This window comes from Streptomyces sp. NPDC005141, from assembly GCF_053599975.1.
Genome location: NZ_JBSFYW010000004.1, coordinates 119,118 through 145,132, shown reverse-complemented (window position 1 = coordinate 145,132; position 26,015 = coordinate 119,118). Strand labels below are relative to the sequence as shown.

The following is a 26,015-nucleotide window of genomic DNA, read 5'->3' as shown; positions in this document are numbered from 1 at the left end:
GGGCGCGGGCGCCGGTGCGGACACCGGGCGCCCGCGCCCGGCTGTGGCATCACAACCGGTTGCCGCTGCTCCTGTTCGCCGTGAGCGCGCACAGCGCGCCGAGCACGACGGCCAGGGCGCCGATGATGATGCTGTTGAGCGCGACTCCGGTGTCCGGGCTGCTGCCGACGATCCACGGCGAGATGATCATCCAGGTGCCCATCGCGCAGATCGCCCAGCTCAGGCCGTACATCCTCCCCGGCGTGACGGTGAATCCAAGAGCCAGCACGCCGATCGCGATGCCCATGATCAGGTTGTGCGTCGCCAGGTCGGGCTGGCTCGTCGTGTAGTGGAGTACCCACGGGGACACGGCGCAGTACAGGCCGAGCAGGAACACCGGCCCGTCCACGAGCGCCACGTCGCGACCACCGATCACGCGCTCGTACCGGGCGCGCATCTCGGATGCATCCGGGTGGCTGGTGATGTCGCCACCGGCATGTGAGACGTCGGCCATGACTCGTCTCCTTCGATCTGGTCCGATCTCCACGGCCCGACCGCGCCCGAAGCACCGCGCGGTCGGCGCCGCGCATCACCATTCTGCGCTTATTTCGCCCTTATGTGTAGAGGTGTCGCTCGCGTACCGATGTGGAGGAGACCTGCGGACCCGTCGCTCCGCAGGTCCCGCGGGGCCGTGTCAGGGGGCGATGAGCAGGCGGGCGATGGCGCGACGCGCCCGGGTCGGCGCCTGTGGGTCGCGGTGCAGCTGGATCGACTGGTCGGCCGCCAGGATCACCCCGCCCAGCTCGAAGACGAGCTGGTCCACATCGGTGCGCCCGGGGAGCTGGCCGGTCTCGACCGCCGTGTCCAGTTCCGCCGAGACGTACGCGGTCCACGCGTCCAGCGCGGCCAGGACCGCGTCGCGGACCGGGCCGGGGCGGCCGTCGAACTCGCTCGCCACCGAGGTGAGGAAGCAGCCCCCGTGCCCCTCTGCCTCGGCCATGTAGGCGATCCATTCCTCGAAGGCGCGCGTCAGCCGCTCCGTACCGGGCCTGGCCCCGAGGGCCCGTGCCGGCACCCGCAGCCGGAACCGCTCGACCGCCGCGTCCAGTACGGCGAGCTGGAGTGCCTCCTTGTTGCCGAAGTGGCCGATCACGCCGGCCTTGCTCATCGCCAGATCGGTGGCGAGGCGTCCGATGGTGAGGCCTTCGAGGCCCTCGGCGGAGGCCAGTGCGAGGGCGCTCCCGATGATCCGGTCACGGGTGGCGGCGGTTTCGGCGACGGACTTGCGCGGGCTCATACGGTCAGCTTAACCTAACGACCGTTCGCTATTAGCTTACGAACGTTCGTTATTTATGACGGACCCCAGTACAGCTCCGTGCCGGTGCCAGGAGGGCATCCACGGACGCCCGAAGGGACTCACCCGTGAAGATCCACCACCTGAACTGCGGTTCCCTGCGAACGATCGACAGCGCGGAGGGAAGCCTCCCCGCGGTGTGCCACTGCCTGCTCGTCGAAACGGACCGCGACGGCCTTGTCCTGATCGAGAGCGGCATCGGTACGGCCGATGTGGCACGGCCCGAGGAGAGTCTCGGCGCGGACTTCCTCGGCCGCGCCCAGCCGGTCCTGGACCTCGCCGAGACCGCGCTGCACCAGGTCACCGCCCTCGGCTTCCGGCCCGAGGACGTACGGCACATCGTGCTCAGCCATCTCGACCTCGACCACGCCGGCGGCCTGCCCGACTTCCCCTGGGCCAAGGTCCATCTGAGCGAGGCCGAGCACCGCGCGGCCATGGCGGCACCCGGTACCCACCCCGAGGACCGCGTCCGCTACCGCCCGGCCCAGTGGGCACACCGGCCGCACTGGGTCACGTACGCGGAGCCCTCGGGGGACCCCTGGTTCGGGTTCGACGCGGTCCGCCCGCTGGAGGGCCTGCACGCGGAGATCCTGCTCGTCCCGCTCGGCGGGCACACCCGGGGCCACAGCGCCACAGCCGTCCAGGACGCCGGGCGCTGGCTCCTGCACTGCGGTGACGCCTACTACTTCCACCGCGAGATCGACCCCGACCGTCCCCGGGGCCACCCCGGAATGGACATCCTCCAGCAGATCACCGAGGTGGACCGGCCCCTCCGGCTCGCCAACCACGCACGGCTGCGCGAACTGGTCCGCCTGCACGGAGACGAGGTCGACGTCTTCAGCGCCCACGACCCCTGGGAACTGGCCCGGTACACGGACGGGGCGGGGCGCACGGGCGGCCGGTGAGGACGGCCCGGCGCCTTCGGCCCCTGGTCACGGCGTCCTTCGGCGGCCTCCTCCCCCGATCGATGGATGATCGCTCCCCGGCCAATCCGTAGAGGCCTCAGCTCCGGAATACCTCCGAGAGCTCCGACGAGGAGCCCGGCGGGAGGAAACCGATGAGGCACAGGTCCGCAGACGCTTCGGACAGCGGCGCGGGGCGCACCGGGCAGGAACGGCAGGGGGCGCGCCGGCGCACGGCCGTGATCGGCGGGGGAGTGGCCGGGCTCACCGCCGCACACGTGCTCAGCCGAGTGGGGCCCGTGGCCCTGTACGAAGCGGACGACCGGCTCGGCGGACACGCGCACACCCACGACCTGACCTCGTCCGACGGACGCCTGCACCGCGTCGACTCGGGCTTCATCGTGCACAACCACCGCACCTACCCGAACCTGCTGCGGCTCTTCGCCGAACTCGGCGTCGCCACCCAGGAGTCCGAGATGAGCATGTCGGTGCGGTGCGAGGGCTGCGGACTCGAGTACGCGGGCGCGCGAGGCCCCGCCGGCCTGTTCGCCACACCGCGCAACGCGCTGCGCGGCTCCTATCTGCGGATGCTCACCGAAATACCGGCCTTCCACCGCGCCGCCCGCCGCCTGCTGGCCGAGGGCGGCGAAGACACCCTGACCCTGGGCGAGTTCCTGGCCCGGCAGCGCTTCTCGCCCTACTTCACCCGGCACTTCATGACCCCGCTCGTCTCCGCGGTCTGGTCCTGCGACGCCGCCACGGCCCGCCGCTACCCTGCCGCCTATCTGTTCCGCTTCATGGAGCACCACGGCATGCTCTCGGTGGGCGACTCGCCGGTCTGGCGCACGGTGACCGGCGGCTCCCGCTCCTACGTCGACCAGCTGGCCAAACAGCTCGACGCGGTACACACCTCCACCCCGGTCCGGGCCGTGCGCCGCCACGCCGACGGGGTGGAGATCACCACCGAGGACGGCACCACCGCCTCGTACGACTCCGTGGTCGTCGCGGTCCATCCCGACCAGGCGCTGCGGCTGCTCGCGGACCCCTGCCTCGCCGAACGCGAGGTCCTCGGAGCCTTCCGCTACTCGCGCAACACCACCCTCCTGCACACCGACACGGCACTCCTGCCGCGCGCCACCGGAGCCCGCGCCTCCTGGAACTACCTGATGCCGGACTGCGGCACCGACGCGGACCGGGTCCGGGTCAGCTACGACATGAACCGCCTCCAGCGGCTGGACGCGCCCGAGACCTATGTCGTCACCCTGGGCGGCGAGGACCGCGTCGACCCGTCCCGGGTCCTGGCCCGCATGGAGTACGAACACCCCGTATACACACCCGAGTCCGTCGCCGCCCAACGCCAACTCCCGCGGCTGAACAGCCCGGTGACCGCGTACGCCGGTGCCTACCACGGGTGGGGCTTCCACGAGGACGGCTGCCGGTCCGGCGTCGAGGCCGCCGCCGCGCTGGGGGTGACCTGGTGATCGACACTCCCGCCCTCTATCCCTGCACGGTCGCGCACATACGCACCGCACCCACCCGGTACGCGCTCCGCCACCGGACGTACATGTGGCTGACGGACCCCGACCGGCCGCCGGAACTGCCCTTCGTCCTCCGCCCGTTGGCACGGTTCGACCCCCGCGACCACTTCGACGGCGACCAGCCGAGCATCCGGGCGGGTCTGGACCGCTTCCTCGCCTCGCACGGAGTCGACCTGCACGGCGGACCGGTGGTGATGCTCGCCCACGCCCGGGTCCTCGGCCACGTCTTCAACCCGCTGACCCTGTACTGGTGTCACGACCCCGACGGCACCGCGCGCTGCGTCGTCGCCGAGGTGCACAACACCTACGGCGAACGGCACTCCTATCTGCTGCGTCCCGGCGACAGCGGGATCGCGCGGACGGACAAGGAGTTCTACGTCTCGCCGTTCTTCCCCGTCGACGGCGCGTACCGGATGCGGCTGCCCAGACCCGGCAGCCGACTCGATCTGACGGTCCATCTGGAACGCGCGGGCGCCCGGCCCTTCACCGCCACCGTACGCGGGACCCGCCGGGCCGCGACCGTCGGCTCGCTGCTGCGCCAGGCGCTGCGCAACCCGTGGTCCACCGCCGCCGTGTCCGCCGCCATCCGGCTGCACGGCATCCGCCTCTACCTGCGCGGACTGCCCGTCCAGCCCCGCACCCCTCACCGAGCCCAGGAGAACGTGAAATGAGGACTGCCGAGTCCTGCCCCGTCGCGGCGCCACGACTGGACACCGACCCGGACCACTGGCCGGACGTGGTGACGCCGCCGGAAACCTCGCGAGCCCGCACCGCCGTCACCCGGGCCCTGCTGCGCCGGGCGCTGGAACGCCTGCCCCTGCAGGCACGGTTCGCCGACGGAACCCGCGTCGGCGCGGGCGGCCCGGTCATCGAGATCCACGACCCCTCCGCCTTCCACCGCCGCATCGCTGCCCAGGGCCTCATCGGCTTCGGCGAGTCCTACATGGCGGGGGAGTGGGACGCGCCGGACCTGGTCGCCGCGCTCACCGTGCTGGCCGGGAACGCGGCACGGCTGGTCCCGGCCCCGCTCCAGAAACTGCGCGGACTGTGGGCGATGAGCCGGCCCGACGTCCAGCGCAACACCCCCACGGGCGCCCGCGACAACATCAGCCGCCACTACGACCTCTCCAACGACCTGTTCGCGCTCTTCCTCGACGACACCCTCAGCTACTCGGCGGCCCTCTTCCGGGGCTTCCCCGCCACCTGGTCCCTGCTGGCCACCGCGCAACACCGCAAGATCGACCGCCTGCTGGACCTCGCCGAGGTCGGACCCGGTACCCGGCTCCTCGAAATCGGCACCGGCTGGGGTGAGCTGGCGATCCGCGCCGCCGCACGCGGGGCCCACGTCACCTCGCTCACCCTCTCCGGGGAGCAACGGGCCCTGGCCCGCGAGCGGGTACGCGCGGCCGGGCTCGACGACCGGGTGAGCATCGAGCTGTGCGACTACCGCGAGGCCGGGGGAACGTACGACGCCGTGGTCAGCGTCGAGATGATCGAGGCGGTCGGCGATGAGTTCTGGCCCGTCTACTTCGCCACCCTCGACGCACGGCTCGCCCCCGGCGGACGCGTCGCGCTCCAGGCGATCACCATGCCGCACGACCGCATGCTCGCCTCCCGCGACACCTTCACCTGGATCCAGAAGTACATCTTCCCCGGCGGACAGCTGCCCTCCGTGGTGGCGGTGGAAGAGGTGACCCGCGCCCACTCGTCCCTGCGCACCACCCGCAGGGACGCCTTCGGGGCGCACTACGCGGAGACCCTGCGCCTGTGGCGCGAACGGTTCGCCGAGCGGGCGGACGAGGTCGCCGCCCTCGGCTTCGACGAGACCTTCCGCCGCATGTGGACCTTCTACCTCGCCTACTCCGAAGCCGGGTTCCGATCCGGCTATCTGGACGTCCAGCAGTACCTGTTCACGAAGGAGGACCCCACCCCATGAGCACCGCGCCCGCCGCCCGCACCACTCGACGCGGCGCCGCCCACCGGCTCGCCGCACTGGCCGAGGACGCCCTCGGCGGACCGCTCCCGCTGCGGCTGCGCGCCTGGGACGGCAGCGAGGCCGGACCACCCGACACCCCCGTCGTGGTGGTGCGTTCACGACGTGCCCTCAGACGGCTGCTCTGGCAGCCCGGGGAACTGGGCCTGGCCCAGGCCTACATCACGCGCGAACTCGATGTCGAGGGCGACCTCGCACAGGCCCTGAGCGTGATGTGGGGCGCCGTACGCGAACGCGGTCTGCACACACCCCGGCCCACGCTCGCCGACCGGGCCCACGCCGTCGGCGCCGCCCTGCGCCTCGGGGCGGTCGGCCCCCGGCCCGCGACCCCCGCCTCACAGGCACGCCTGCGCGGCGGCCTGCACAGCAGGGCCCGCGACCGGGCCGCCATCAGCCACCACTACGACCTGTCGAACGCGTTCTACCAGCTGCTCCTCGACGACACCATGGCCTACTCCAGCGGCTACTGGACGAGCGACGACCCCGCCTTCGGCCCCGCCGACGCCCAGCGCGCCAAGCTGGAGCTGATCTGCCGCAAGCTCGGTCTGGTGCCGGGAGCCCGGCTCCTCGACATCGGATGCGGCTGGGGCTCCCTCACCCTGTACGCGGCCGAGGAGCACAAGACGCAGGTCACCGCGGTCACACTGGCCGCGGAACAGGCGGCGTACGTACGCGAGCAGGTGCGGGAGCGCCGGCTGGAGCACCTGGTCGACGTGGTGTGCCAGGACTACCGGGACATCGAGGGAGGCGCCTACGACGCGGTCGCCACGGTCGAGATGGGCGAACACGTCGGCGACGCCGAGTACCCGGCCTTCGCCGCCTCCCTGCGCCGGCTGGTGCGTCCCCAGGGGCGCGTTCTCGTGCAGCAGATGTCCCGGGGATCCGTCGCCCCGGGCGGCGGCGCGTTCATCGAGGCGTACATCGCCCCCGACATGCACATGCGGCCCCTGGGCGAGACCGTGGGACTCCTGGAGGGCGCCGGTCTCGAGGTGCGTTCGGTGGAATCGCTGCGCGAGCACTACGTCCGGACGGTCGCGGCCTGGCACCGCACCCTGGAGGAGCGCTGGGACGACTTCGTGCGGCTCGTCGGGGAGGAGACGGCGCGTGTGTGGCGGCTGTACCTCGTCGGCGGGGCGCTCGCCTTCGAGGAGCGCCGAATGGGCGTCGACCAGATCCTGAGCGTGCGGCCCACACCCGCCGGGATCAGCGGGATGCCCGCCGTGCCGCGCGCCTGGTACCCGGGGACGGACGAGCGATGAGCGGCTTCCCCTGGGGCGAGTTCGCCCAGAACCTCGCTCTCGCGGCCGCCGCGGCGCTCGCCGTCATGCTCGCCACCTTCGCCGTCGCCGTACACAAGGGGCTGCACCGGATCGTGGACGTCGCCTGGGGGATCGGGTTCACCGCGGTGGCCCTCGTCAGTTTCCTGGCGTCCGCCGGGGAGGGCGACGACGCGCGGCGCGTGCTGGTCACGGTCCTCACCTCGGTGTGGGGACTGCGGCTGGCCGCGCACATCGCGCGGCGCGGCCGGGGGCACGGCGAGGATCCGCGCTACGAGGCCCTGCTGGCCAAGGCCCCCGGCAGCCGTGACCTCTACGCCCTGCGCATGGTGTACCTCCTGCAAGGGGCGCTGGTGTGGCTGGTGTCGCTGCCGGTCCAGGCCGCGCAGTACGTGCCGGGCCCGCTGACCGGCCTCGCCTGGACGGGCACCGCGCTGTGGGCGGTCGGCCTGTTCTTCGAGGCGCTGGGCGACGCCCAGCTCGCCCGCTTCAAGGCCGACCCCGCCCACCGCGGCCGCGTCATGGACCGCGGCCTGTGGAGCTGGACCCGCCACCCCAACTACTTCGGCGACTTCTGCGTGTGGTGGGGCCTGTTCCTGCTCGCCTGCGGCAGTGCGCCGTCGGCGGCGGTGTCGGTGGTGTCGCCGCTGGTGATGAGCTACCTGCTGATCAACGGCAGCGGAAAGCCGATGCTGGAGCGCCACATGGCCGAGCGTCCGGGCTTCCGCGAGTACGCGGAGCGCACCAGCGGCTTCTTTCCCCTGCCCCCGAAGCGTCGCGGCTGACCGGTCCGGAGTTCCCTTTTCGGCACCACGGCGTCGCCTGTGGGTCCCCTCCCGCCGGAGGGGACCCACAGGCGCCAGGGCGAGCACCTCGTGCCCTCACCGGTGCAGAGGGTGAAGGCACGAACGCTCAGGCGGGGAAACTCAGCAGAGCCAGCGGATCGGAGGTGGGTTCGGCCGAACCACCGGTCGGCTCCACCGTGATCCCCAGGCCGGAGGCGTCGTCGACGGAGCCGTCCAGGAGCACCGCCTCGGTGGTGCGGCCGGGATCCATCAGCCCGGCGGACCGCATGGTGCCCGCGTCGTCGAACCACAGCTGGTAGACCTTGCCCTTCGGCGGCGTCGCCATCCGCGAGGCGATGAACACCGCCCGGTCCCGGTCCTTGGAGACCACGACCGTGCCGCTCGCCCCGCCCGCCAGCCTGGCCGTACGCGACTTGGCGTCGGGGGCGGCGAGGACCGCGGCCACCTCGTCCGTACGCCGTTCGGCCTGCCGGGCCTGCTCCTGGGCATCCTGGGCGCGCTCGTGCTGCCACACCGCCGTACCGCCCAGCGAGGCGGCGGCGGCCAGAGCGGCCGCGAGCGCCCAGGACGCGGACCGGCGCCCGCGGGTGCCGGCGCCCCGGGGCGCCGTGAGGGGAATCGTGCGCGGCCCCTCCTGGCGGACCGTGGTGATCCGCCGCATGACCTGGTCCTTGAGCGCCGGGCCCGGCGACGTGGTGACGGCCAGGCCCAGTCGCGCGGCCGCGGCGGTCAGTTCCCGGACCTCCTGCGCACAGGCCTCGCAGTCCGCGGCGTGCCGCTCGAACCGTTCACGTTCGTCGTCGGGCAGCGCATGCAGCGCGTACGCGCCGGTCAGCGTGTGCAGGTCCACCGTGGTCACGCCGTCACCCCCAGGCAGTCACGAAGTCGGATCAGACCGTCGCGCAGGCGGGTCTTGACCGTGCCGAGGGGGAGCGCGAGCAGTTCCGCCACCTCCCGGTAGGTCAGTCCGCGGTAGTAGGCCAGCGTCACCGACTGGCGCTGGAGCTCCGTCAGGGTGCGCAGACAGCGCCGTACCTGCTCACGTTCCAGGCGCGCCTCGACCTGCTCGATCACCTCGTCGAACTCGGGCGTCCGGTCGAGGAGAGCGGCCTTGTGCTCCCGCGCCGCCGAGGCCTCGACCGAGCGCACCCGGTCCACGGACCGCTGGTGGGCGAGGGTGAGGACCCAGTTCGTGACCGACCCACGCTCGGGCCGGTAGCGGGCCGCGGTCCGCCACACCTCGACCAGCACCTCCTGGGTGACCTCCTCCGACTGCGCCCGGTCGCGCAGCACCCTGCGCACGATGCCGAGGACGGGACCCGCCACGACGTCGTACAGCGCGGCGAACGCCTGCTGGTCGCCCCGGGCGACCTGGGCCATCAGTTCGGGCAGATCGGGCTCCGCAGACGGGTTTCTCCCGATCTCCACGGCTTCCTTCACGGTGTGGTCCTCCAGGACGCGATGACGGTTCGGAAGTGATCCGAAGCCGGTCGGGCCGCGGATTGGCCCGCGGCAGGAATGATCCGGACGGGCCGGGGGACATCGGCGCGCCACGCCTCGGGCGGCCCGCTGAACACGGCGCGCCGTCGGCGCTCAGACCTCCGCCGCCGACCGCAGACCGTCGCGCAACTGGTGCATACCGCGTCGGGAGTGGCTCTTGACCGTGCCCAGCGGCAGGCCGGTGCGCTGTGCGATCTGCGTCTGCGTGAGGTCCTCGTAGAACGCGAGATGCAGCACCCGGCGCTGCGGTGTCGGGAGCTTGGCCAGCTCGTGCCGGACCAGGACACGGTCGAGCGCCGCCTCGGGCCGGGCCCGCGTGTCGTCGGCGAGGACCAGGAGGGCGCCGGCCGCGCCGACCAGCTCGGTGCGCCGGGTCCGCGCGGACAACGCGTCGGCGATCTTGCGCCGGGTGATGCCGACGAGCCAGCCGGCGAGTGGGCCGCGCTCCGGGCGATAGCCCCGCCCGCCCCGCCACACGGCGAGGAACACCTGCTGGGTGACGTCCTCGGCCTCGCGCGGATCGCCCAGCGAGCGCCGGGCGAGCGTGTGGACAAGGGGGGCCCAGCGCCGGTACGCGGCGGCGATCGAGGCCTCGTCCCCGTCGATGATGCCCCGCGCCAGGTCCGCGTCCGCGATCGCGTCCGTGATCGTGGACGCGGGCTCGGCGGTCCGCTGTTCGACGGTCGGATCTGCGCTCATGGCCACGGCTCCTCGCTCCGGGCGCCTCCTGCGGCGGGCCCCGTGGACCCATCGTGTGAACGACGGGACAGAGGCGACAACTCGCATCGTTTCTGCGTCGTATAGTCGCCGTATGGGTGAGAGCCGGTCGGATCAGGGGCGGGGACCGGGCACGGGATCCGCCGAGGCCGGTGTCACCACCGGTGCGCTGGCCCGTCGTCTCGGAGTCTCACCCACCACCCTGCGGTCCTGGGACCGCCGGTACGGAGTGGGGCCCGCGGTCCGTTCCGACGGACGGCACCGCCGCTGGACGCCCCAGGACGTCGCGATGCTCGAGGAGATGTGCCGGCTGACCTCGGCCGGAGTGCCGCCCGCCGAGGCGGCCAGGGCCGCGAAGGGCCGGTCCGACCCGGTCGCGCCCGAGGCCGGTGCCCCGGCCGGCCAGGGCGATTCCCGTTCGCGGGCGGCCGGAGCGCTGCCCCTCGGTGACGCCCGGCAGGAGTGCAAGGGCCTCGCGCGCGCCGCCGTACGCCTCGACGCGCCCTCTGTGGACGACCAGTTGACCTCGCTCGTCACACGGCACGGCGTGGTCGTCGGCTGGGAGGAGGTGATGGTGCCGACCCTGCACGCGGTGGGACGCAAGTGGGAGTCCGCCGGAGACCGTTACGTGGAGGTGGAGCACCTGCTGTCCTGGCACATCTCCCGGGTGCTGCACCGCGCCCCGGGACCGGCGGTTCCCGGAGTGCCGAACGCCGGCGCGGGACCCGTGGTGCTGGCCTGCGTGCCGGGCGAACAGCACAGCCTGCCGCTCGAGGCGCTGCACGCGGGGCTCGTCGAACAGGGCCTGCCCACCCGGATGTTCGGCCCCGCGGTGCCCCCGGAGGCGCTGACCGCGGCGGTGCGGCGGCTGGGGCCGGTCGCCGTCGTCCTGTGGTCCCAGACCCGTTCCACCGCCGACCGCCCGCTGGCCCGCCACATCGCCGCCACCACCTGGGGCGTCAAGGGCGCCCGCGGCCATCCCGCCGTCCTCCTGGGCGGCCCCGGCTGGGCCGGACGCACGGAGCCCGGCATGCTCCGGCCGCCGGGACTGCGGGACGCGCTCAGCACGCTGGCCGGCCTGGCCGGCGGCTGAACCGGCCGAGGCTCACCGAGCCGCCCGCGTAGGCCGCCGTACCGTCGCCCCCGCCGGTCAGCCCACCGTCGGCGTCGGAGAGGGCTTCGCGGAGACCGAGGCACCGCCCGCGCCGTCGCCCGCGGGAGGCGTCAGGACGACGACCGGCTCGCCGGGCTGTGGCGCGGGAGGCGTCAGATTGTCCTTGGGCACCTTCGGAAGCGTCGTCTCCTGGATGATCACCTGCTCGAAGTCGACCAGTCCGGTCTTCTCCATCACGGTGATGTGGTCCAGCACGGTGTCGTTGGCCTGGTCGGCGAGCTGACGTACGAGCGTGTTCTCGGTCGTGGCGCGGATCTTCGCGACGGTCGAGAAGATCTGCCCGTGCGTCACGCGCAGGATGTTGGCGAAGTCGGTGTCGAACTTCTTGCCGCTGTCCGCGCTCAACGTCGCCACGAAGCCCTGCTGTTGCGGGGACGGCTTGTTGGGCAGCGTGATGCCGAGCTGCGTGGCGACCTTGCGGCTCGTGTCGTCGAGCCCGGCATGGCCCGAGATCAGGTGCTGCCCCGCCGTACGGACCGCCGGTATCGTCCCCTTCTGCAGGGCCAGTTGTCCGACCGGGTACTCCCAAAGTCCCGCCGCGCGCACCTTGACGACGAAGTCGCGATCGGCCTCGGTCAGCGGACCCGAGGACGGATTGGCGATGATGCGCGTCGAGGTGGTGGTCGCGGTCGACACCCCCAGCATGGCCGGGTAGGCGAGCGCGGCGAGGGTCAGGGTCAACGCGCCGGTCACGAAGAGTGTTCCCGCGTTCCGTGCAATGCGCATTGAGCAGCCTCCTGGCGACGCGGCGGCGACCCGGAGCCGTTGACTCCGGTCGGCCGCGCGATGGATCCGGTACGGACGGATCCGGTACGAGTGGTTCGGACGACCAGCAATACGGGGTCAGGCCGGAAGGAAACCTCTACTCCGGGTAAAATTCCGGCAAGTTCCGCTCGGTCACCGCCCGGTCGTCCAGCCCCGGTTGACGGTACGTCCGCGCCGTCAGTCTCCCGACGCCCCGGTCACGCCCGCGACGCCCCGGTCACGCCCGCGAGGCCTCGGACACGCCCGGCTCAGTCGCGGCCCCGGGCCTTCTTGAACCGGGCCAGCCCCTCGGACAGATCGACGATCGGGTCCGGGTAGTCGTAGGCCGCGCGGTCCAGGCCCTGGAGCTTCCACGGCTCGTGCACGGCACGCCCCGCGAGCCCCGCCAACTCGGGCACCCAGCGCCGGACATACACGCCGTCCGGGTCGTACTTCTTGGCCTGGGTCACCGGATTCAGGACGCGGTTGGGCCGGCTGTCCGTGCCCGTTCCCGCCATCCACTGCCAGTTGAGCTGGTTGTTGGCGACATCGCCGTCCACCAGCAGGTCCAGGAAGTGCCGGGCCCCGACCCGCCAGTCCACGTACAGCGTCTTGGCCAGGAAGCTCGCGGTGAGCAGGCGGCCCCGGTTGTGCATCCAGCCCTCGTGCCGCAGCTGCCGCATCGCCGCGTCCACCACCGGATAGCCGGTCCGCCCCTCCCGCCACGCCTCGATTTCGTCCCGCGCCTCGGCGGCCGAGCGCCAACGGTCGTGCTGGGAGCGGTAGTCGGCCGCGGACGCGTCCGGCCGGGCGGCCAGCACCTGGTGGTGGAAATCCCGCCACGCCAGCTGCCGTACGAACGCCTCGGCGCCCGGACCGCCCGCGGCGGCCGCCCGGTGGACCAGCTCGACCGGCGACAGCGTGCCGAAGTGCAGGTGGGGGGAGAGCCGGGAGGTCGCGTCGCCGGGCAGGTCGTCATGGCGGTCCTCGTAGGCCCCGATCCCGCTCCGCAGCCAGGCCGTGACGCGCTTCCTGGCCTCCGTCTCACCGCCGGTGGCCAGCCCCGGCGACACTCCGGACACCTCCGAGCGGGACGGGATCTCCTCCGAGCCGACGCCCTCCGGCACCCGGACGGCCCGGGGAGCGGCGACCGCGTCCCGCAACGGCTGCCGCGCCCACTGGCGGTGGTACGGCGTGAAGACGGCGAAGTGGTCGGAGGACGCGGGGGTGACCGCGCCGGGAGCCAGCGCGGTGATCACCGTCTCGTGGACGTGCAGACGACACCCCTCCGCCTCCAGCGCGGTGCGCAGCCGCTCCTCCCGGCGGTGCGCGTAGGCGCTGACTCCCGCCGCCATGTGCACCTCGTCGGCGTCGGCCTCCGCGACCGTCTTGGCCACCTCGGCCACCACGTCGCCGGAACGCACCACCAGACGGCCGCCGCGCTCCCGGAGCCCGGCGTCCAGATCCGCCAGACAGTCGGTGAGGAAGGCCATCCGGTTGGGAACGGTGAACCCGGCCTCCGCGACGGCCTCGTCGCGGACGAACAGGGGCACCACCGCGTCGGAACCGTCGAGGGCGGCTCGCAGCGGCGGGTGGTCGTGCAGCCGCAGGTCGGAGGTGAACAGGACGATCGAGATGGTCATGGCGTGGCTCCGGGGCAGGTCCGCGTGGGGCAGGGCGTCGGTGTGCTTCGGCTCGGCCGGCTCCCGCGGATGCGGGGGTCAGCGGGTGAGCGCGGGTTCCTCCCGCCCGGCGGGCGCGTTCTTCACGGCGGCCTTCGCGATGTTGCGGGCCATACCGCCGAACACCACGGAGTGGAACGGCGAGACGCTCCACCAGTACAGGTGGCCGAGCAGTCCGTGCGGATGGAACAGGGCACGCTGGCGGTAGCGCGTACGCCCGCTGTCCGTCACTTCGGCGTACATCTCCAGCCAGGCCAGACCCGGCAGCCGCATCTCGGCGCGCAGCCGCAGCAGATGACCCGGCTCGATCTCCTCCACGCGCCAGAAGTCGAGCGAGTCGCCGACCCGCAGCCGGGCGGCGTCCCGGCGCCCGCGCCGCAGCCCCACCCCTCCCACCGCTCGGTCGAGCCAGCCGCGCACCGCCCAGGCCAGGGGGAAGGAGTACCAGCCGTTGTCGCCGCCGATGCCCTCGATCACCCGCCACAGCGCCCCGGGCGACGCGTCCACGGTCAGCTCGCGGCGGTCGGTGTAGAGACTGCCGCCGGCCCAGTCGGGGTCGGTGGGCAGCGGATCACTGGACGTCCCGGGATACGAGGCCGACGACCACCGTGTGGTCACCTGGGCGTCGCGCACCCGCTGGAGCGCCAGGGACACCGACGAGTCGAAGCCGATCGGCCGTCCCGGTGGATCGGGAACGTACCGGACGATGTCGTGCTCGTGGCACACGACCTCGTGACGCAGCGACTCGGTGAGCGGGCGCGCGATGGACGCGGGCACCGGGGTGACCAGTCCGACCCAGTGACTGGACAGCCGGGGCGTGAGCACCGGCACCGGGAAGATGAGCCTGCGGGGCAGCCCGGCGATGGCCGCGTACCGCCGCATCATCTCCAGGTAGGTGAGGACCTCGGGGCCGCCGATGTCGAAGGCGCGGTTGACCTCCGCGGGCATCCGGGCGCTGCCGACCAGGGTGCGCAGCACATCGCGTACGCCCATCGGCTGAATCCGGGTGTGCACCCAGCTCGGTGTCACCATCACCGGCAGCCGCTCGGTCAGATAGCGCAGCATCTCGAAGGAGGCCGAGCCGGAGCCGATGATCACCGCTGCGCGCAGCACGGTGGCCGGTACCCCCGATTCCATCAGGATGCGGCCCACCTCGGCCCGTGACCTGAGGTGGGGTGACAGCTCCTTCTCCGGTACGCCCGCGGGGGTGAGGCCGCCCAGGTAGACGATGCGCCGCACACCCGCCGCGCGGGCCTGCTCGCCGAAGATCCGGGCCGCCCTGCGGTCGGTCTCCTCGAAGTCGTGGCCCGTGCCGAGGGCGTGCACGAGGTAGTACGCGACGTCGCACCCGTCCATCGCGTCGGCGACGGAAGCGGCGTCCATGACGTCGCCGCGCACCACCTCCGCCTCGCCGGCCCAGGGGTAGTCGCGCAGCTTGGCGGGGGAGCGGGCCAGACAGCGCACCCGGTACCCCTCGGCCAGCAGCTCGGGGACCAGCCGTCCGCCGATGTAGCCGGTGGCACCGGTCACCAGACACCTCGGTCCGGTGGGTGCGTCGTCGTCGCTCATGGGTCCTCCGTCGGTCGCCGGCGCTGCCCCCGCTGTCCGCCCCCTCCTGAATCCCTTCCCCGTCGGCGCCGCCCGCGGATGCGCCGTACGGGACGGCCCGGCGCGAGACGGCCGTACGAGGGACACGCGGCGGACTTCTATAGGCTGATCGCGTGGCCAGACGAGACGACCGTGACGACCGGACGGGTGACCCGGACCCCGACGCGGGCCGGGAGCCGGAGCGCGCTCCGGCGACGGATCTCCAGGCCTTCGCGGTCCAGCTGCGCCGCATGAACGGCGAGATCAACCGGCTCGTCCACGGCTTCGCCGGGGAGCACGGTCTGCACGCCACGGACGTGCAGGCGCTCGCCGCGATCCTCGACGCGCCCGAGCCGCTCACGCCCGGCCGGCTCCGCGAGCACCTCGGACTCACCTCGGGCGCGGTCACCGCGTGCCTGGACCGGCTGGAGCGCGCGGGCCACATCCGGCGCGCCCGGGAGAGTCCCGACCGCAGGGTGGTCCATCTCCACTACGTCCCCGATGCCAGATCGGCCGCGCGCGACCATTTCAGGCCGCTCGCCGAGGTCACCATGAGCGTGCGGTCCGGCTTCAGCGAGGACGAACTGTCGGTGGTCCTCCGCTTCCTGACGGAGATGAACGAACAGCTCTCCGGCGTGCGCTCCCCAGGGCGCTGAACCCGTCCGTCCGCGGGCGCGTCCCGACGGCCCGCGGGCTCCGGGCACCGTTCTCCCGGCCACGGATGTGCCACGGGGCGTGAGTCCGGCCGCCGTCCGTGCATCCGGGCGGGTGCCTGGTCCGGAAGCGGGGGCGTGGTCTACGATCTGGGCGCAAGATATCTCAATTATTGAGATTCTTTTTCATTGAGACAACTGCCCGTGAAATCTGGAGAGCGATGTCCATCACCCCGCGACGGGCCCTGTGGCTGATCCCCGTCGTCCTGCTCGTGGCCTGGCTCGGCATCGGAGGGACCCTCGGCCCCTACGCCGGCAGACTCGGCGAGGTCGCCACCAACGACCAGGCCGCCTTCCTGCCGCGCAGCGCCGAATCCACGAAGGTGGTGGCCCAGCAGCGCGCCTTCCGGCAGGCCGAGACGCTGCCCGCGATCGTCGTCTGGACCGTGGACGGCGACGCTTCCGTCGCCCGGTCCCAGCGGTCCGCCGCGAGCGGAGCCCTCGCCTCGCTCACCGGTGCCCCCGGCGTGGTCGGCCGGGCGTCACCCGCCCTGCCGTCACGGGACGGCAAGGCGCTGGAGGGCGTCGTCCAGCTCAGGCCCGACCTCGGCAAGAAGCTCCCCGACGCCCTCGACCGCATCCGCGCCGCCGCCGAACGCGTCCCGGGAACGAGCGCGCAGGTCGCCGGACCGGCGGCCAGCCAGGCCGACCTCTCCGACGCCTTCGCCGGGATCGACGGCCTGCTCCTCGGGGTGGCCCTGGTGACCGTCCTGGTGATCCTGCTGCTCGTCTACCGCAGCGTGCTGCTGCCCTTCCTGATCATCCTCGGGGCGGTCTTCGCGCTGGGCCTTGCCTGCGCGATCGTCTACGTCCTCGCCGACCACGACGTCGTCCGCGTGGACGGTCAGGTGCAGGGCATCCTCTCGATCCTCGTGATCGGCGCCGCGACCGACTACGCCCTCCTGCTGACCGCCCGCCACCGCGAGGAACTCGCTCTGCGCAGCGACCGGTTCACGGCCGTCCGGGCCGCGCTGCGGCAGTCCTGGGGCGCGATCGTCGCGAGCGCCGGAACCGTCGCCCTCGGACTGCTCGCGCTGCTGCTCAGCGACCTGACGAACAATCGGGCGCTCGGCCCCGTGGGCGCCATCGGCGTCGTCTGCGCCGTCCTGAGCACGCTCACCTTCCTGCCCGCCGCCCTGGTGCTGCTCGGCCGCGCCGCCTACTGGCCGGCCGGACCCCGCCCGGCGGGGAACGCGCGGACGGGCAGCGGCATCTGGAACCGGGTCGCGGCTCTGGTGGACCGCGCGCCGCGCAAGGTCTGGGCGATCGCCCTGGCCGGGCTCCTGGCCTGCGCCGCCTTCGCGCCCACCCTCACCGCGAAGGGCGTCCCCCTCGACGAGATCTTCGTCAACGACGCGCCGTCCGTCGCCGCGCAGGAGACCCTTGGACGCCACTTCCCCGGCGGTTCCGGGAACCCCGCCGTGATCATCGCGGACGCCGACCGCGTCACGCAGGTCACGGCCGCGGCGCGCGCGACGGAGGGTGTCGCCTCGGCCGCCGCCGTGACGGCGTCCGGGCAGCCCGGCGCGGGAGAGCCCCAGGCGGTCGACGGCCGGGTGCGTGTCGACGTCACCCTGCGCTCCGCCGCGGACAGCGACGCGGCCAAGGACACCGTCGCGCGGCTGCGCGAGGCGGTGCACGCCGTGCCGGGTGCCGACGCGCTCGTCGGGGGCTACACGGCCCAGCAGTACGACACCCGGCAGACCGCCGAACGCGACCGCACGCTCATCGTGCCCGTGGTGCTCGCCATCATCCTGGTCATCCTGATCGGCCTGCTCCGCTCGCTGCTGATGCCGGTCCTGCTGGTGGCCACCGTGGCGCTCAACTTCCTCGCCACCCTGGGCATCTCGTCACTTGTGTTCCGGCACGGGTTCGGCTTCACGGGCACCGACGCCTCCGTCCCGCTGTACGGCTTCGTGTTCCTGGTGGCCCTCGGAGTCGACTACAACATCTTCCTGATGTCCCGGGTCCGAGAGGAGTCGCTGCTCCACGGCGTACGCCAGGGTGTGCTGCGCGGACTCGTCGCCACCGGCGGGGTGATCACCTCGGCGGGCGTGGTGCTGGCCGCGACCTTCGCCGCCCTCGGCGTGATCCCGCTGGCCTTCCTCGTGCAGATCGCCTTCATCGTCGCCTTCGGTGTCCTGCTCGACACCCTGGTGGTCCGCTCCTTGCTGGTGCCCGCCCTGGTCCGCGACATCGGCCGCCGCGCCTGGTGGCCGGGAACGCTGAGCCGCGAGCCGCAGCCCGGGCCCGTGCCCCACGGGGTCGAGCGCGTCGAGGTGTGAGCGGGCGGGCCCTCCGGTCCGTCGCCGGGTCGGTGGCCGCCGCTGTCGACGGACGGCGGACGGACCTGACATGTCTCGGAGAATCCCGGGCAAGCGGTTCCCACGGGACTCGTGGCTCCGGGTCCGAGGTCAGAGCTGGAGGTGTCTGCCGCCATGGGCGCAAAGGTGCTGGAACGATTTCCCGCTGGGGCTCCACGTGGATCCTGGACCGCGGAGGAGTACGCGGCACGACGCCGTACCGAGGGCCTGGCGGCGACGGTCGTGATGGACCTGAAGTCGGACGCCTTCCTCGTGGTCGTCCCGATCGGCGAAGAGGACTGACTCCGCGTCGCCGTCCCGATCGGGGACGAGGACCGGGGCGGACCCCGCGCGGTCGGGCCGGCTCATCGGCTCGCCCAGCCGCCGACCGGGGCCAGTGACACGCCGTTCACAGGCCGACGGTCGCAGGTCTCGCCGGCGGCCGGGGCGGCGAGCGGCGCGGTGACCCCGTCCCGGGCGACGCCGACCGGCCGGGACGGAGAGTCGGGACGCGTCAGGTCGCGCGTCCGTGCCTCGGCGATCCAGGGGGCGAGGAGGAACCTCGTCCCCCGGGCGCGCCCCGCCCGACGACCAGGGCGGCGGCGGTCGTCACATCCGCGTCGTCGCTCCGCGCGAGGGCGAGGGTGCCGTGCCCCGGGTCGTCGAGGGGTTCTCGTCGAGGTCCGGAGTGCGGGTCCCGCCCAGGTCCGGTGAGAGGCCCCCGTCGGGGCCGGGACGTACGTCTCGCCGGAGGCCGGAAGCGGATGCCGCCGGGGACGGGAGCAGAGCGCCCGGCGAGGCCGGATCAGGGACGCCGCCGCCCGCGGGTCCCCTTCCGTGCCCCGCCCGGATCACGCCCCGGACGTCAGCGCGCCGCCGAGCTCCCCGGCCCTGCGGACGAACGCCTCGTGCAGGTCCTGGGCCGCTCGTGGCACCGAGTCCGCCCGTCGGCGCCGCAGCATCAGCAGGACCCGTGTCGTCTCGTCGGTGAGCGGCCGGTGGGTGATCGCGCCGCACCTCTCCAGGGGGTCGCCGATGACGCTGAAGTCGGGAAGCACGGTCGCGCCCAGTCCCTCGGCGACCATGAGCTTGCCCATCTCGGCGCCGTCGGTGGAGTACGAGAAGCCGGGGACCCGGCCCTCCAGGAACCGGTGGACATAGCGGTACATGACGTACCCGGAGCGCATGGCGATGAGCGGCTCATGGTCGGCGAGCAGGTCGTCCGCCGACACCGACGACAGGGACGCCAGCGGGCTGTCCGGGCGCACACACAGCACCGGCCGTCCGCCGAGGAGCCGGGTGGACTCGAACTCCGCGGGCAGATCGTCGCCGTCCAGATGGTTCACCAGGCCCAGATCGAGGCCGCCCTCGGTCAGCGTGCGGTGGATCTCGGCCTGCTGGGCGCCGACCACCTCGACCTGCGTCAGCGGGTGCGACACCCGGAAATCCCGGACCGTGGGGATGAGCAGGGGCACGGTGGCCGCGTTCACCGTGCCGACGCGGACCATCCGCCGGACGCGGTGCTGCTCGCCCGCCGCGCCGCGCAGCCGGTCGACGGCGTCCAGCACATTGACGATGTGCGGGAGCAGCTCCCGTCCCTCGGCGCTCATCCGCGCCCCCGACCGCTTGCGCTCCAGCAGGTCGACACCCAGTTCGCGTTCCAGGTTCCGCACTGTCTCGCTCAACGCGGGCTGGGACAGGTGGAGTTCCTCGGCGGCCCGGCGCATCGAGCCGAGCCGGGTGACCGCCGCGATGTATTCCAGCTGCTCTATTCGCACAACAGCAGAATGCCGCCGCCGCGCGGACCGGTTCAAGGCTTTCCCTGTCACGCCCTCGTGAAATTCGGCGGTCCGGGATGCGAGACCGGTCGGCCATTCCTTGACTGCCGGGACCGGGGGCTGCGACGATCGGCGTCATGAAGATGCGACTGGACCTCACGCGGCGACGCCACGTCGACCTCGCGCGTGTCTCCAGCTCCTTCTGTTGTCGCGAAGCCTGACGATCCCGACGGTAGGGTCCCCTTCGCACGGACCGGTCCGCCGCGGCTGATTTCACCCGCCGCGCGCCAGGACGAACTCCCTGCCCGTCACCCGCATTTCGCAGCCCGAATTCCCGCTGAATTCCCGGGCCTTTCTTCGTCATGCCGTCGTACGCACATCAGGAGTTGTTCCGTGTCCGCATCCGAACCCGTCCGCTTCGCCTACTGGGTGCCCAACGTCAGCGGCGGCCTGGTCACCAGCAAGATCGAACAGCGCACCGACTGGGGCTACGACTACAACCGCGAACTCGCCGTCCTCGCCGAGAACAACGGGTTCGACTACGCGCTCAGCCAGGTCCGCTACATGGCCGGCTACGGCGCCGAGTACCAGCACGAGTCGACCTCCTTCAGCCTCGCCCTGCTCCTCGCCACCGAGCGCCTGAAGGTCATCGCGGCCGTCCATCCGGGACTGTGGCATCCCGGCGTCCTCGCCAAGTTCGGCGCCACCGCCGACCACCTCTCGCACGGCCGCTTCGCCGTGAACGTCGTCAGCGGCTGGTTCAAGGCCGAGTTCACCGCGCTCGGCGAACCCTGGCTGGAGCACGACGAGAGGTATCGCCGATCCGAGGAGTTCATCCGCGCGCTCCGCCAGATCTGGACCGAGGACCACACCGAACTGGGCGGCGACTTCTACCGGTTGCGTGACTTCTCGCTCAGGCCCAAGCCCCTGAACACCCCCGAGCGCCCGCACCCGGAGATCTTCCAGGGCGGCAACTCCACCGCCGCCCGGGCCATGGCGGGCCGTGTCTCGGACTGGTACTTCTCCAACGGCAAGGACTTCGACGGAGTCGTCGAGCAGATCGAGGACGTCCGCGTCTCCGCCGCCCGGGCCGGGCGCACCGCGCCGAAGTTCGGCCTCAACGGATTCCTCATCGCCCGGGACACCGAGGCCGAGGCCCGCGCGACCCTCCGCGAGATCGTCGCGCAGGCCGACACCGAGGCCGTCGAGGGCTTCGGTGCCGCCGTGAAGCAGGCCGGAGCGTCCACCGCCGACGGCAAGGGCATGTGGCAGGACTCCGGTTTCGAGGACCTCGTCCAGTACAACGACGGCTTCCGTACGGGGCTCATCGGCACTCCGGAACAGATCGCCGAGCGGATCGTCGCCTACAAGCGTCTCGGCGTCGACCTCTTCCTCCTCGGCTTCCTGCACTACCACGAGGAGGTCGAGTACTTCGGGCGCCGCGTGCTGCCCCTGGTGCGCGAACTGGAGGCCCAACTGCCCGACCGGGAAAAGGAGTCCGCCGCGGCACACGCGTGACGAGCGGTCCGCGCCCGTCTCCCTGCCCTTCCCCCGTCCGCTCCGGCAGTCCGCCCACTCAGAACCCCGTTCACGAAAGAGGACTCATGGCCACCGTCCTGTCCGTCTCCGGCAGCCCCTCGGTCTCTTCCCGCACCGCCAAACTCCTGCGTCACCTCGACACCCGGCTCGCCGCCCAGGGCCACGAGGTGATTCCCCTCGACGTCCGGACCATCCCCGCGGAGGCGCTGCTCGGCGCGGACTTCCAGCACCCCGCCATCGTCGAGGCGACCGCGCTGTTCGCCCGCGCCGACGGCGTGGTCATCGGCACCCCCGTCTACAAGGCCGCCTACTCCGGCGTCCTCAAGGCCCTCCTCGACCTGCTCCCGCAGTACGCCCTGACCGGAAAGACGGTGCTGCCGCTGGTCACCGGAGGCAGCACCGCCCATGTGCTCGCTCTGGACTACGCGCTGCGCCCGGTGCTGAACTCCATGGGCGCTGCACACATTGTCCAAGGCTGGTTCACCCTCGACAAGGACATCACGACCGCGCAGGACGGGAGCGTCACCGTGGAGCCGGGGACCGCCGAGGCCCTGGCCCAGGTGGTGGACCAGTTCTCGGCGGCCCTCGGCCGTACGCCGCTGCTGGCCGCCGCGGGCTGACCCCGATGACCGCCAAAGTGATCGCCGACGACGCCGGGGCCCTGGCCGTCGCCGCCGCACTCGCTGAGGAGTTCCGCGCCGGAGCCTCGGCGCGGGACGCCGAACGACGCCTTCCGTACGAGGAGCTGGAGCGGCTCTCCGCCTCGGGCCTGCTCGCCGTCACGGTGCCGGCCGAGCACGGCGGGGCGGATGTACGCCAGGAGACCCTGGCGGAGATCTTCCGGCTGCTGGCCTCGGCCGACGCCAGCCTCGCGCAGATCCCGCAGAACCACTTCGTGTACACGAACGTGATATGCCGTCAGGGCACGCTCGCCCAGCAGGAGTTCTTCTTCGCCGAGGTTCTGGCGGGGCGGCGGTTCGGCAACGCGCAGTCGGAGGCCGGTACTCGGCACGTCCAGGACATCCGCACCCGGCTCGAACCGCGCCCGGACGGTTCGTACCGGCTCACCGGCGTGAAGCACTACTCCACCGGAGCGCTCTTCGCCCACTGGATCCCGGTCCTGGCCCGTGCCGAGGACGACAACCTGCACGTCGCCTTCGTCCCACGGGACGCCGACGGCGTCACGGTCGTCGACGACTGGGACGGCATGGGACAGCGCACCACGGCCAGCGGCACCGTCCGTCTCGACGGCGTCGAGGTGCCGGCCGACCGCGTGGTCCCGCACCATCTCACCTTCCGTGAGCCGCAACTGCACGGGGCGGTGGCGCAGTTGCTGCACGCGGCCATCGACGCCGGGATCGCGGCCGGCGCGCTCGCCGAGGCGGCGGAGTTCGTGCGCACCAAGAGCCGGCCCTGGTTCGAGAGCGGTGTGGAGACGGCCGCCGAGGACCCGTTGCTCATCCAGCGCTTCGGCGAACTCGCCCTTCAGGTCCGGGCATCCGAGGCGCTGCTCGGCGTCGCGGCCCGCGCGGTCGACACGGCTCGCGACGAGCTGACCGACTCGTCGGCGGCCGAGGCGTCGATCGCGGTGGCCGCCGCGAAGGCGCACACCGCCGCCACCGCCGTACTCGTGGCGGACGCCCTCTTCGAGGTGTCCGGCACCCGTTCCGCTCTGAACTCCCTCAACCTGCACCGGCATTGGCGCGACGCCCGCACCCACACCCTGCACGATCCGGCGCGCTGGAAGATCCAGCACATCGGCCGATACGTCCTGAGCGGCACCAATCCACCGCGACACGGCCTGCTCTAGCCCCGCGATCGCGGGCCCACACGACCCGAACCACCGAGACCCAGGCACCCGGGCACCCGGGCACCGTCCCAGTCGCCACCACCCCCCGGCACCACCAGGTCCCTGCACTCCAGGAGGCCGCTCTTCGGCCCCACACCTCGGGCACGGCACGTCGGCCCCCGTCCGGCGGCCCCCTCGCCCGCCATGCCCCCCCCCCACGATCGGAGAACGCCGCCGTGTCCCTCACCTTCCACTGGTTCCTGCCCACCAACGGAGACAGCCGCCATGTCGTCGGCGGTGGCCACGGCACGCCCGCCACCGCCTCCGGACGGGACCGGCCGCCGACGGTCGCCTATCTGAGCCAGATCGCCCGCGCCGCCGAGGACCTCGGCTTCGTCGGTGCCCTCACCCCGACGGGTGCCTGGTGCGAGGACGCGTGGCTGACCACCGCGATGGTCAGCCAGCACACCGAGCGACTGAAGTTCCTCGTCGCCTTCCGGCCGGGCTTCGTGTCGGCCACACTCGCCGCGCAGATGGCCTCCACCTTCCAGCGCCGGACCGGCGGACGGCTGCTGCTCAACGTGGTGACCGGCGGCGAGAGCCACGAGCAGCGCGCCTACGGCGACTTCCTCGACAAGGACGCCCGGTACCGTCGTACGGGCGAATTCCTGCAGATCGTCCGGGACTTGTGGGACGGCAAGACCGTCGATCTGGCCGGCGAACACCTCCGGGTCGAGGACGCCCGGCTCGCCCGCGTCCCCGACCCGGTCCCCGAGGTCTACTTCGGCGGTTCCTCGCCCGCCGCCGGCGAGGTCGCCGCCCGCCATGCCGACGTCTACCTCACCTGGGGCGAACCACCCGCCCAGGTCGCCGAGAAGATCGCCTGGATCCGCGGGCTCGCGGCGAAGGAGGGGCGGACCCTGCGGTTCGGCATCCGGCTGCACGTCATCACCCGCGACACCTCCGAACAGGCGTGGGCCGAGGCCCACCGGCTCCTCGACGGCTTCGACCCGGACACCGTGCGGTCCGTCCAGGCGGGACTCGCCCGCAGCGAGTCGGAGGGCCAGCAGCGGATGCTCGCGCTGCACGGCGGCGGCCGGGACGGCCTGGAGATCCACCCCAACCTCTGGGCCGGCATCGGTCTGGTGCGCGGCGGCGCGGGCACCGCCCTGGTCGGCAGCCATGAGGAGGTCGCCGAGCGGATCAGGGAGTACCACGCCCTCGGCATCGACGAGTTCGTGCTCTCCGGCTACCCGCACCTGGAGGAGGCCTACTGGTTCGGGGAAGGCGTCCTGCCGCGCCTCGCCGCGGAGGGCCTGTGGCAGCACCCGTTCGCCACACCGCCCGCTCCCGCCGCGCAAGTGCCCTTCACCGGCTGAGCGGACCGGGCGACCCGGGTGCCTCCCGGGACCCGCGCCGCTCCGGGTGACCCCGTCGACGCGGGCGAATGACCCCTTCGACGCGGGCCGGCCTGCGACCAGGGCGGACCGCGCGGCCCGGGCGCACCCGTCGGCGCGGGCGAACCCCGCGACGAGGGTGGACCGCTCGGCTCCGGCCGATCCGGCGGCCTCGATGACCCCGGCTACCCGGGCGAACCCAGCGACCCCAGGTGCGCGGCGCGCACCTGGGCCGTCTGCCCCTGCACCAGCAGGAACATCCCCTCCCGTGCCAGCCGCTGTGCCGGGCTGCGCACGTCCATCGCCCGCCCGCCCCCGGCGACCACCGCCGCGGTGGTGGCCGCGCGCATCACGTCGTACGCCCGTGTCTTGCACGCCAGCCGCTCCTCGATCCGCTCGGTCGGCACCGGGTGGTCGGCGAGTTCGTACGCCTGCCGCCTGACGGCGTCGAGACGGGCCCGCAGCGCGCCCGCGGTCTCCTTCGCGGAGGGATCGTCCTCCAGCAGGCCGATCGCCGCCGCCGTCACCCCGAACACGGCCGGTGAGGCGTTGGTGTTCTTGGGCCGGTCGGTGACCGCCCAGGACTCGTACGGGGTACGCAGCGCCACCGCGTCGTCGGGCAGCCACAGCCCGTCCAGCTCCAGCGACACCGTCCGGGACGCCGTGAGCGCGGCGAGCCGCATCGGCGGGGACGGGCGCAGCCCCGGCTGCTCGCGTGCCTCGGTGAAGGCGAACAGCGCCTCGTCCTCGTCCGTCACGCCCGCCAGCAGCATGACGTCGTTCAGCCCCCAGCCCGTGTACCAGGGGACCGTCCCCTCGAAGCGCCAGCCGCCGCGCCCGCGCGTGACCCGCACCGGGACCCGCGGGTGGGCGCGCAACTGGGCGTACGCGACGCCGGACAGGAGTTCCCCGCGCGCGAGCGGACCGAGCAGGCGCTCCCGCACGGGAAGGCCGCTCTTCGCCAGGGTCGTCACCGGCGTGTGGTGCTGGGTCTGCACGAACCAACTCGAGCAGCACGCCCCGGCCAGGATCTCCGCCGTCTCGCGGACCACGGCGGCGGGCGCCGCCGACCCGCCGTCCGCGACCGGGGCGGCGATCCCGAGCAGACCCGACCGCTTGATCGCCTCGACGCTGCTCGCGGGCATGCCGTCCTGGTCCACGCGCTCCGCCCGGGGCGCCAGCACGTCCGCCGCCAGCCTCCGGGCCGCGGTGACGAGCGGATGCGGTGGAATGCTCATCGAAG

Annotated in this window: 25 protein-coding genes; 15 read left to right on the top strand and 10 right to left on the bottom strand. The window is 72.7% G+C overall.

Going from position 1 to position 26,015, the window contains the following annotated elements; all coding sequences use genetic code 11:
- Positions 1-49: 49 nt before the first annotated feature.
- The gene (locus ACWD68_RS04830; RefSeq protein ID WP_451805048.1) at positions 50-493 is read right to left on the bottom strand and encodes an SPW repeat protein; all 444 of its coding nucleotides are present in this window, start codon (positions 491-493) and stop codon (positions 50-52) included.
- 180 nt (positions 494-673) lie between these two features.
- Complete coding sequence (locus ACWD68_RS04825; RefSeq protein ID WP_451805047.1) at positions 674-1,276, bottom strand: TetR/AcrR family transcriptional regulator; 603 nt, start codon at positions 1,274-1,276, stop codon at positions 674-676.
- Positions 1,277-1,401: 125 nt separating this feature from the next.
- On the opposite strand from ACWD68_RS04825, the gene ACWD68_RS04820 reads away from it, so the two are divergent.
- The 6 genes from ACWD68_RS04820 to ACWD68_RS04795 all read left to right on the top strand — a co-directional run bounded on the left by ACWD68_RS04820 (position 1,402) and on the right by ACWD68_RS04795 (position 7,828).
- Positions 1,402-2,238, top strand: a complete 837-nt coding sequence (locus tag ACWD68_RS04820) for an MBL fold metallo-hydrolase (RefSeq protein WP_451805046.1) — start codon at positions 1,402-1,404, stop codon at positions 2,236-2,238.
- Positions 2,239-2,390: 152 nt separating this feature from the next.
- Entirely contained in the window at positions 2,391-3,716 is a 1,326-nt protein-coding gene (locus ACWD68_RS04815; protein ID WP_451805045.1) for an NAD(P)/FAD-dependent oxidoreductase, read from the top strand.
- Positions 3,716-4,444 (top strand): DUF1365 domain-containing protein, encoded by a 729-nt coding sequence (locus ACWD68_RS04810; RefSeq protein WP_451805151.1) that lies wholly within the window; start codon positions 3,716-3,718, stop codon positions 4,442-4,444. The genes ACWD68_RS04815 and ACWD68_RS04810 overlap by 1 nt, the downstream gene beginning before the upstream one ends.
- Positions 4,441-5,709: a class I SAM-dependent methyltransferase gene (locus ACWD68_RS04805; RefSeq protein WP_451805044.1), complete on the top strand. Its 1,269-nt coding sequence runs from the start codon at positions 4,441-4,443 to the stop codon at positions 5,707-5,709. The genes ACWD68_RS04810 and ACWD68_RS04805 overlap by 4 nt, the downstream gene beginning before the upstream one ends.
- The gene (locus ACWD68_RS04800) at positions 5,706-7,025 is read left to right on the top strand and encodes a class I SAM-dependent methyltransferase (protein ID WP_451805043.1); all 1,320 of its coding nucleotides are present in this window, start codon (positions 5,706-5,708) and stop codon (positions 7,023-7,025) included. The genes ACWD68_RS04805 and ACWD68_RS04800 overlap by 4 nt, the downstream gene beginning before the upstream one ends.
- Positions 7,022-7,828 (top strand): DUF1295 domain-containing protein, encoded by an 807-nt coding sequence (locus tag ACWD68_RS04795; RefSeq protein WP_451805042.1) that lies wholly within the window; start codon positions 7,022-7,024, stop codon positions 7,826-7,828. The genes ACWD68_RS04800 and ACWD68_RS04795 overlap by 4 nt, the downstream gene beginning before the upstream one ends.
- Before the next feature lie 127 nt (positions 7,829-7,955).
- Here the strand turns inward: ACWD68_RS04795 and ACWD68_RS04790 are convergent, their stop codons facing one another.
- The 3 genes from ACWD68_RS04790 to ACWD68_RS04780 all read right to left on the bottom strand — a co-directional run bounded on the left by ACWD68_RS04790 (position 7,956) and on the right by ACWD68_RS04780 (position 10,048).
- Entirely contained in the window at positions 7,956-8,708 is a 753-nt protein-coding gene (locus ACWD68_RS04790) for an anti-sigma factor (protein WP_451805041.1), read from the bottom strand.
- Positions 8,705-9,289: a sigma-70 family RNA polymerase sigma factor gene (locus ACWD68_RS04785; RefSeq protein ID WP_451805040.1), complete on the bottom strand. Its 585-nt coding sequence runs from the start codon at positions 9,287-9,289 to the stop codon at positions 8,705-8,707. Before ACWD68_RS04785 ends, ACWD68_RS04790 begins: the two co-directional genes overlap by 4 nt.
- Before the next feature lie 153 nt (positions 9,290-9,442).
- Positions 9,443-10,048, bottom strand: a complete 606-nt coding sequence (locus tag ACWD68_RS04780; RefSeq protein ID WP_451805039.1) for a sigma-70 family RNA polymerase sigma factor — start codon at positions 10,046-10,048, stop codon at positions 9,443-9,445.
- 112 nt (positions 10,049-10,160) lie between these two features.
- On the opposite strand from ACWD68_RS04780, the gene ACWD68_RS04775 reads away from it, so the two are divergent.
- Complete coding sequence (locus ACWD68_RS04775) at positions 10,161-11,159, top strand: MerR family transcriptional regulator (protein WP_451805038.1); 999 nt, start codon at positions 10,161-10,163, stop codon at positions 11,157-11,159.
- 57 nt (positions 11,160-11,216) lie between these two features.
- Here ACWD68_RS04775 and ACWD68_RS04770 read toward each other — a convergent pair whose 3' ends face one another.
- The 3 genes from ACWD68_RS04770 to ACWD68_RS04760 all read right to left on the bottom strand — a co-directional run bounded on the left by ACWD68_RS04770 (position 11,217) and on the right by ACWD68_RS04760 (position 15,235).
- Positions 11,217-11,966, bottom strand: a complete 750-nt coding sequence (locus ACWD68_RS04770; protein WP_451805037.1) for a DUF4142 domain-containing protein — start codon at positions 11,964-11,966, stop codon at positions 11,217-11,219.
- A gap of 287 nt (positions 11,967-12,253) precedes the next feature.
- The gene (locus tag ACWD68_RS04765; RefSeq protein ID WP_451805036.1) at positions 12,254-13,627 is read right to left on the bottom strand and encodes a cryptochrome/photolyase family protein; all 1,374 of its coding nucleotides are present in this window, start codon (positions 13,625-13,627) and stop codon (positions 12,254-12,256) included.
- 78 nt (positions 13,628-13,705) lie between these two features.
- Positions 13,706-15,235 carry an SDR family oxidoreductase gene (locus tag ACWD68_RS04760; protein WP_451805035.1) on the bottom strand — a complete coding sequence of 510 codons (1,530 nt, stop codon included), beginning with the start codon at positions 15,233-15,235 and terminating at the stop codon, positions 13,706-13,708.
- A gap of 152 nt (positions 15,236-15,387) precedes the next feature.
- Between ACWD68_RS04760 and ACWD68_RS04755 the strand changes: the two genes are divergently transcribed.
- The 3 genes from ACWD68_RS04755 (at position 15,388) to ACWD68_RS04745 (ending at position 18,572) form a co-directional block, all read left to right on the top strand.
- Positions 15,388-15,909, top strand: a complete 522-nt coding sequence (locus ACWD68_RS04755; protein WP_451805034.1) for a MarR family winged helix-turn-helix transcriptional regulator — start codon at positions 15,388-15,390, stop codon at positions 15,907-15,909.
- A gap of 218 nt (positions 15,910-16,127) precedes the next feature.
- On the top strand, positions 16,128-18,251 hold the full coding sequence (locus ACWD68_RS04750; protein ID WP_451805033.1) for an MMPL family transporter: 2,124 nt from the start codon (positions 16,128-16,130) through the stop codon (positions 18,249-18,251).
- Between the two features lie 153 nt (positions 18,252-18,404).
- Positions 18,405-18,572: a hypothetical protein gene (locus tag ACWD68_RS04745; RefSeq protein ID WP_385707050.1), complete on the top strand. Its 168-nt coding sequence runs from the start codon at positions 18,405-18,407 to the stop codon at positions 18,570-18,572.
- 548 nt (positions 18,573-19,120) lie between these two features.
- Here ACWD68_RS04745 and ACWD68_RS04740 read toward each other — a convergent pair.
- A complete protein-coding gene (locus tag ACWD68_RS04740; protein WP_451805032.1) occupies positions 19,121-20,047 on the bottom strand; it encodes a LysR family transcriptional regulator in 927 nt (308 codons plus the stop codon).
- Between the two features lie 137 nt (positions 20,048-20,184).
- Here ACWD68_RS04740 and ACWD68_RS04735 point away from each other — a divergent pair, with 137 nt between their 5' ends.
- From ACWD68_RS04735 to ACWD68_RS04715, 5 genes are all read left to right on the top strand, one after another.
- Positions 20,185-20,268: a putative leader peptide gene (locus tag ACWD68_RS04735; protein WP_355794513.1), complete on the top strand. Its 84-nt coding sequence runs from the start codon at positions 20,185-20,187 to the stop codon at positions 20,266-20,268.
- Positions 20,269-20,440: 172 nt separating this feature from the next.
- Positions 20,441-21,565 carry a dimethylsulfone monooxygenase SfnG gene (sfnG, locus tag ACWD68_RS04730; RefSeq protein WP_451805031.1) on the top strand — a complete coding sequence of 375 codons (1,125 nt, stop codon included), beginning with the start codon at positions 20,441-20,443 and terminating at the stop codon, positions 21,563-21,565.
- Between the two features lie 86 nt (positions 21,566-21,651).
- Positions 21,652-22,206 (top strand): NADPH-dependent FMN reductase, encoded by a 555-nt coding sequence (ssuE, locus tag ACWD68_RS04725; protein WP_451805030.1) that lies wholly within the window; start codon positions 21,652-21,654, stop codon positions 22,204-22,206.
- A gap of 5 nt (positions 22,207-22,211) precedes the next feature.
- Positions 22,212-23,396 (top strand): SfnB family sulfur acquisition oxidoreductase, encoded by a 1,185-nt coding sequence (locus ACWD68_RS04720; protein WP_451805029.1) that lies wholly within the window; start codon positions 22,212-22,214, stop codon positions 23,394-23,396.
- A 215-nt stretch (positions 23,397-23,611) separates the two neighbouring features.
- Positions 23,612-24,754, top strand: coding sequence for an LLM class flavin-dependent oxidoreductase (locus ACWD68_RS04715; RefSeq protein ID WP_451805028.1), 1,143 nt, complete (start codon positions 23,612-23,614; stop codon positions 24,752-24,754).
- A gap of 203 nt (positions 24,755-24,957) precedes the next feature.
- On the opposite strand, the gene ACWD68_RS04710 is transcribed toward ACWD68_RS04715, so the two are convergent.
- Positions 24,958-26,010 carry an acyl-CoA dehydrogenase family protein gene (locus ACWD68_RS04710; protein ID WP_451805027.1) on the bottom strand — a complete coding sequence of 351 codons (1,053 nt, stop codon included), beginning with the start codon at positions 26,008-26,010 and terminating at the stop codon, positions 24,958-24,960.
- Positions 26,011-26,015 lie beyond the last annotated feature (5 nt).

Excerpts from the sequence above, each read along its gene's own strand:
- ACWD68_RS04720 (WP_451805029.1), top strand. The coding sequence starts at position 22,212 with ATGACCGCCAAAGTGATCGCCGACGACGCCGGGGCCCTGGCCGTCGCC.
- ACWD68_RS04775 (WP_451805038.1), top strand. The coding sequence starts at position 10,161 with ATGGGTGAGAGCCGGTCGGATCAGGGGCGGGGACCGGGCACGGGATCC.
- ACWD68_RS04795 (WP_451805042.1), top strand. The coding sequence starts at position 7,022 with ATGAGCGGCTTCCCCTGGGGCGAGTTCGCCCAGAACCTCGCTCTCGCG.
- ACWD68_RS04815 (WP_451805045.1), top strand. The coding sequence starts at position 2,391 with ATGAGGCACAGGTCCGCAGACGCTTCGGACAGCGGCGCGGGGCGCACC.
- ACWD68_RS04805 (WP_451805044.1), top strand. The coding sequence starts at position 4,441 with ATGAGGACTGCCGAGTCCTGCCCCGTCGCGGCGCCACGACTGGACACC.
- ACWD68_RS04780 (WP_451805039.1), bottom strand. The coding sequence starts at position 10,048 with ATGAGCGCAGATCCGACCGTCGAACAGCGGACCGCCGAGCCCGCGTCC.
- ACWD68_RS04770 (WP_451805037.1), bottom strand. The coding sequence starts at position 11,966 with ATGCGCATTGCACGGAACGCGGGAACACTCTTCGTGACCGGCGCGTTG.
- ACWD68_RS04710 (WP_451805027.1), bottom strand. The coding sequence starts at position 26,010 with ATGAGCATTCCACCGCATCCGCTCGTCACCGCGGCCCGGAGGCTGGCG.
- ACWD68_RS04735 (WP_355794513.1), top strand. The coding sequence starts at position 20,185 with ATGAAGATGCGACTGGACCTCACGCGGCGACGCCACGTCGACCTCGCG.
- ACWD68_RS04830 (WP_451805048.1), bottom strand. The coding sequence starts at position 493 with ATGGCCGACGTCTCACATGCCGGTGGCGACATCACCAGCCACCCGGAT.
- ACWD68_RS04825 (WP_451805047.1), bottom strand. The coding sequence starts at position 1,276 with ATGAGCCCGCGCAAGTCCGTCGCCGAAACCGCCGCCACCCGTGACCGG.
- ACWD68_RS04760 (WP_451805035.1), bottom strand. The coding sequence starts at position 15,235 with ATGAGCGACGACGACGCACCCACCGGACCGAGGTGTCTGGTGACCGGT.
- ACWD68_RS04745 (WP_385707050.1), top strand. The coding sequence starts at position 18,405 with ATGGGCGCAAAGGTGCTGGAACGATTTCCCGCTGGGGCTCCACGTGGA.
- ACWD68_RS04750 (WP_451805033.1), top strand. The coding sequence starts at position 16,128 with ATGTCCATCACCCCGCGACGGGCCCTGTGGCTGATCCCCGTCGTCCTG.
- ACWD68_RS04765 (WP_451805036.1), bottom strand. The coding sequence starts at position 13,627 with ATGACCATCTCGATCGTCCTGTTCACCTCCGACCTGCGGCTGCACGAC.
- ACWD68_RS04800 (WP_451805043.1), top strand. The coding sequence starts at position 5,706 with ATGAGCACCGCGCCCGCCGCCCGCACCACTCGACGCGGCGCCGCCCAC.
- ssuE (WP_451805030.1), top strand. The coding sequence starts at position 21,652 with ATGGCCACCGTCCTGTCCGTCTCCGGCAGCCCCTCGGTCTCTTCCCGC.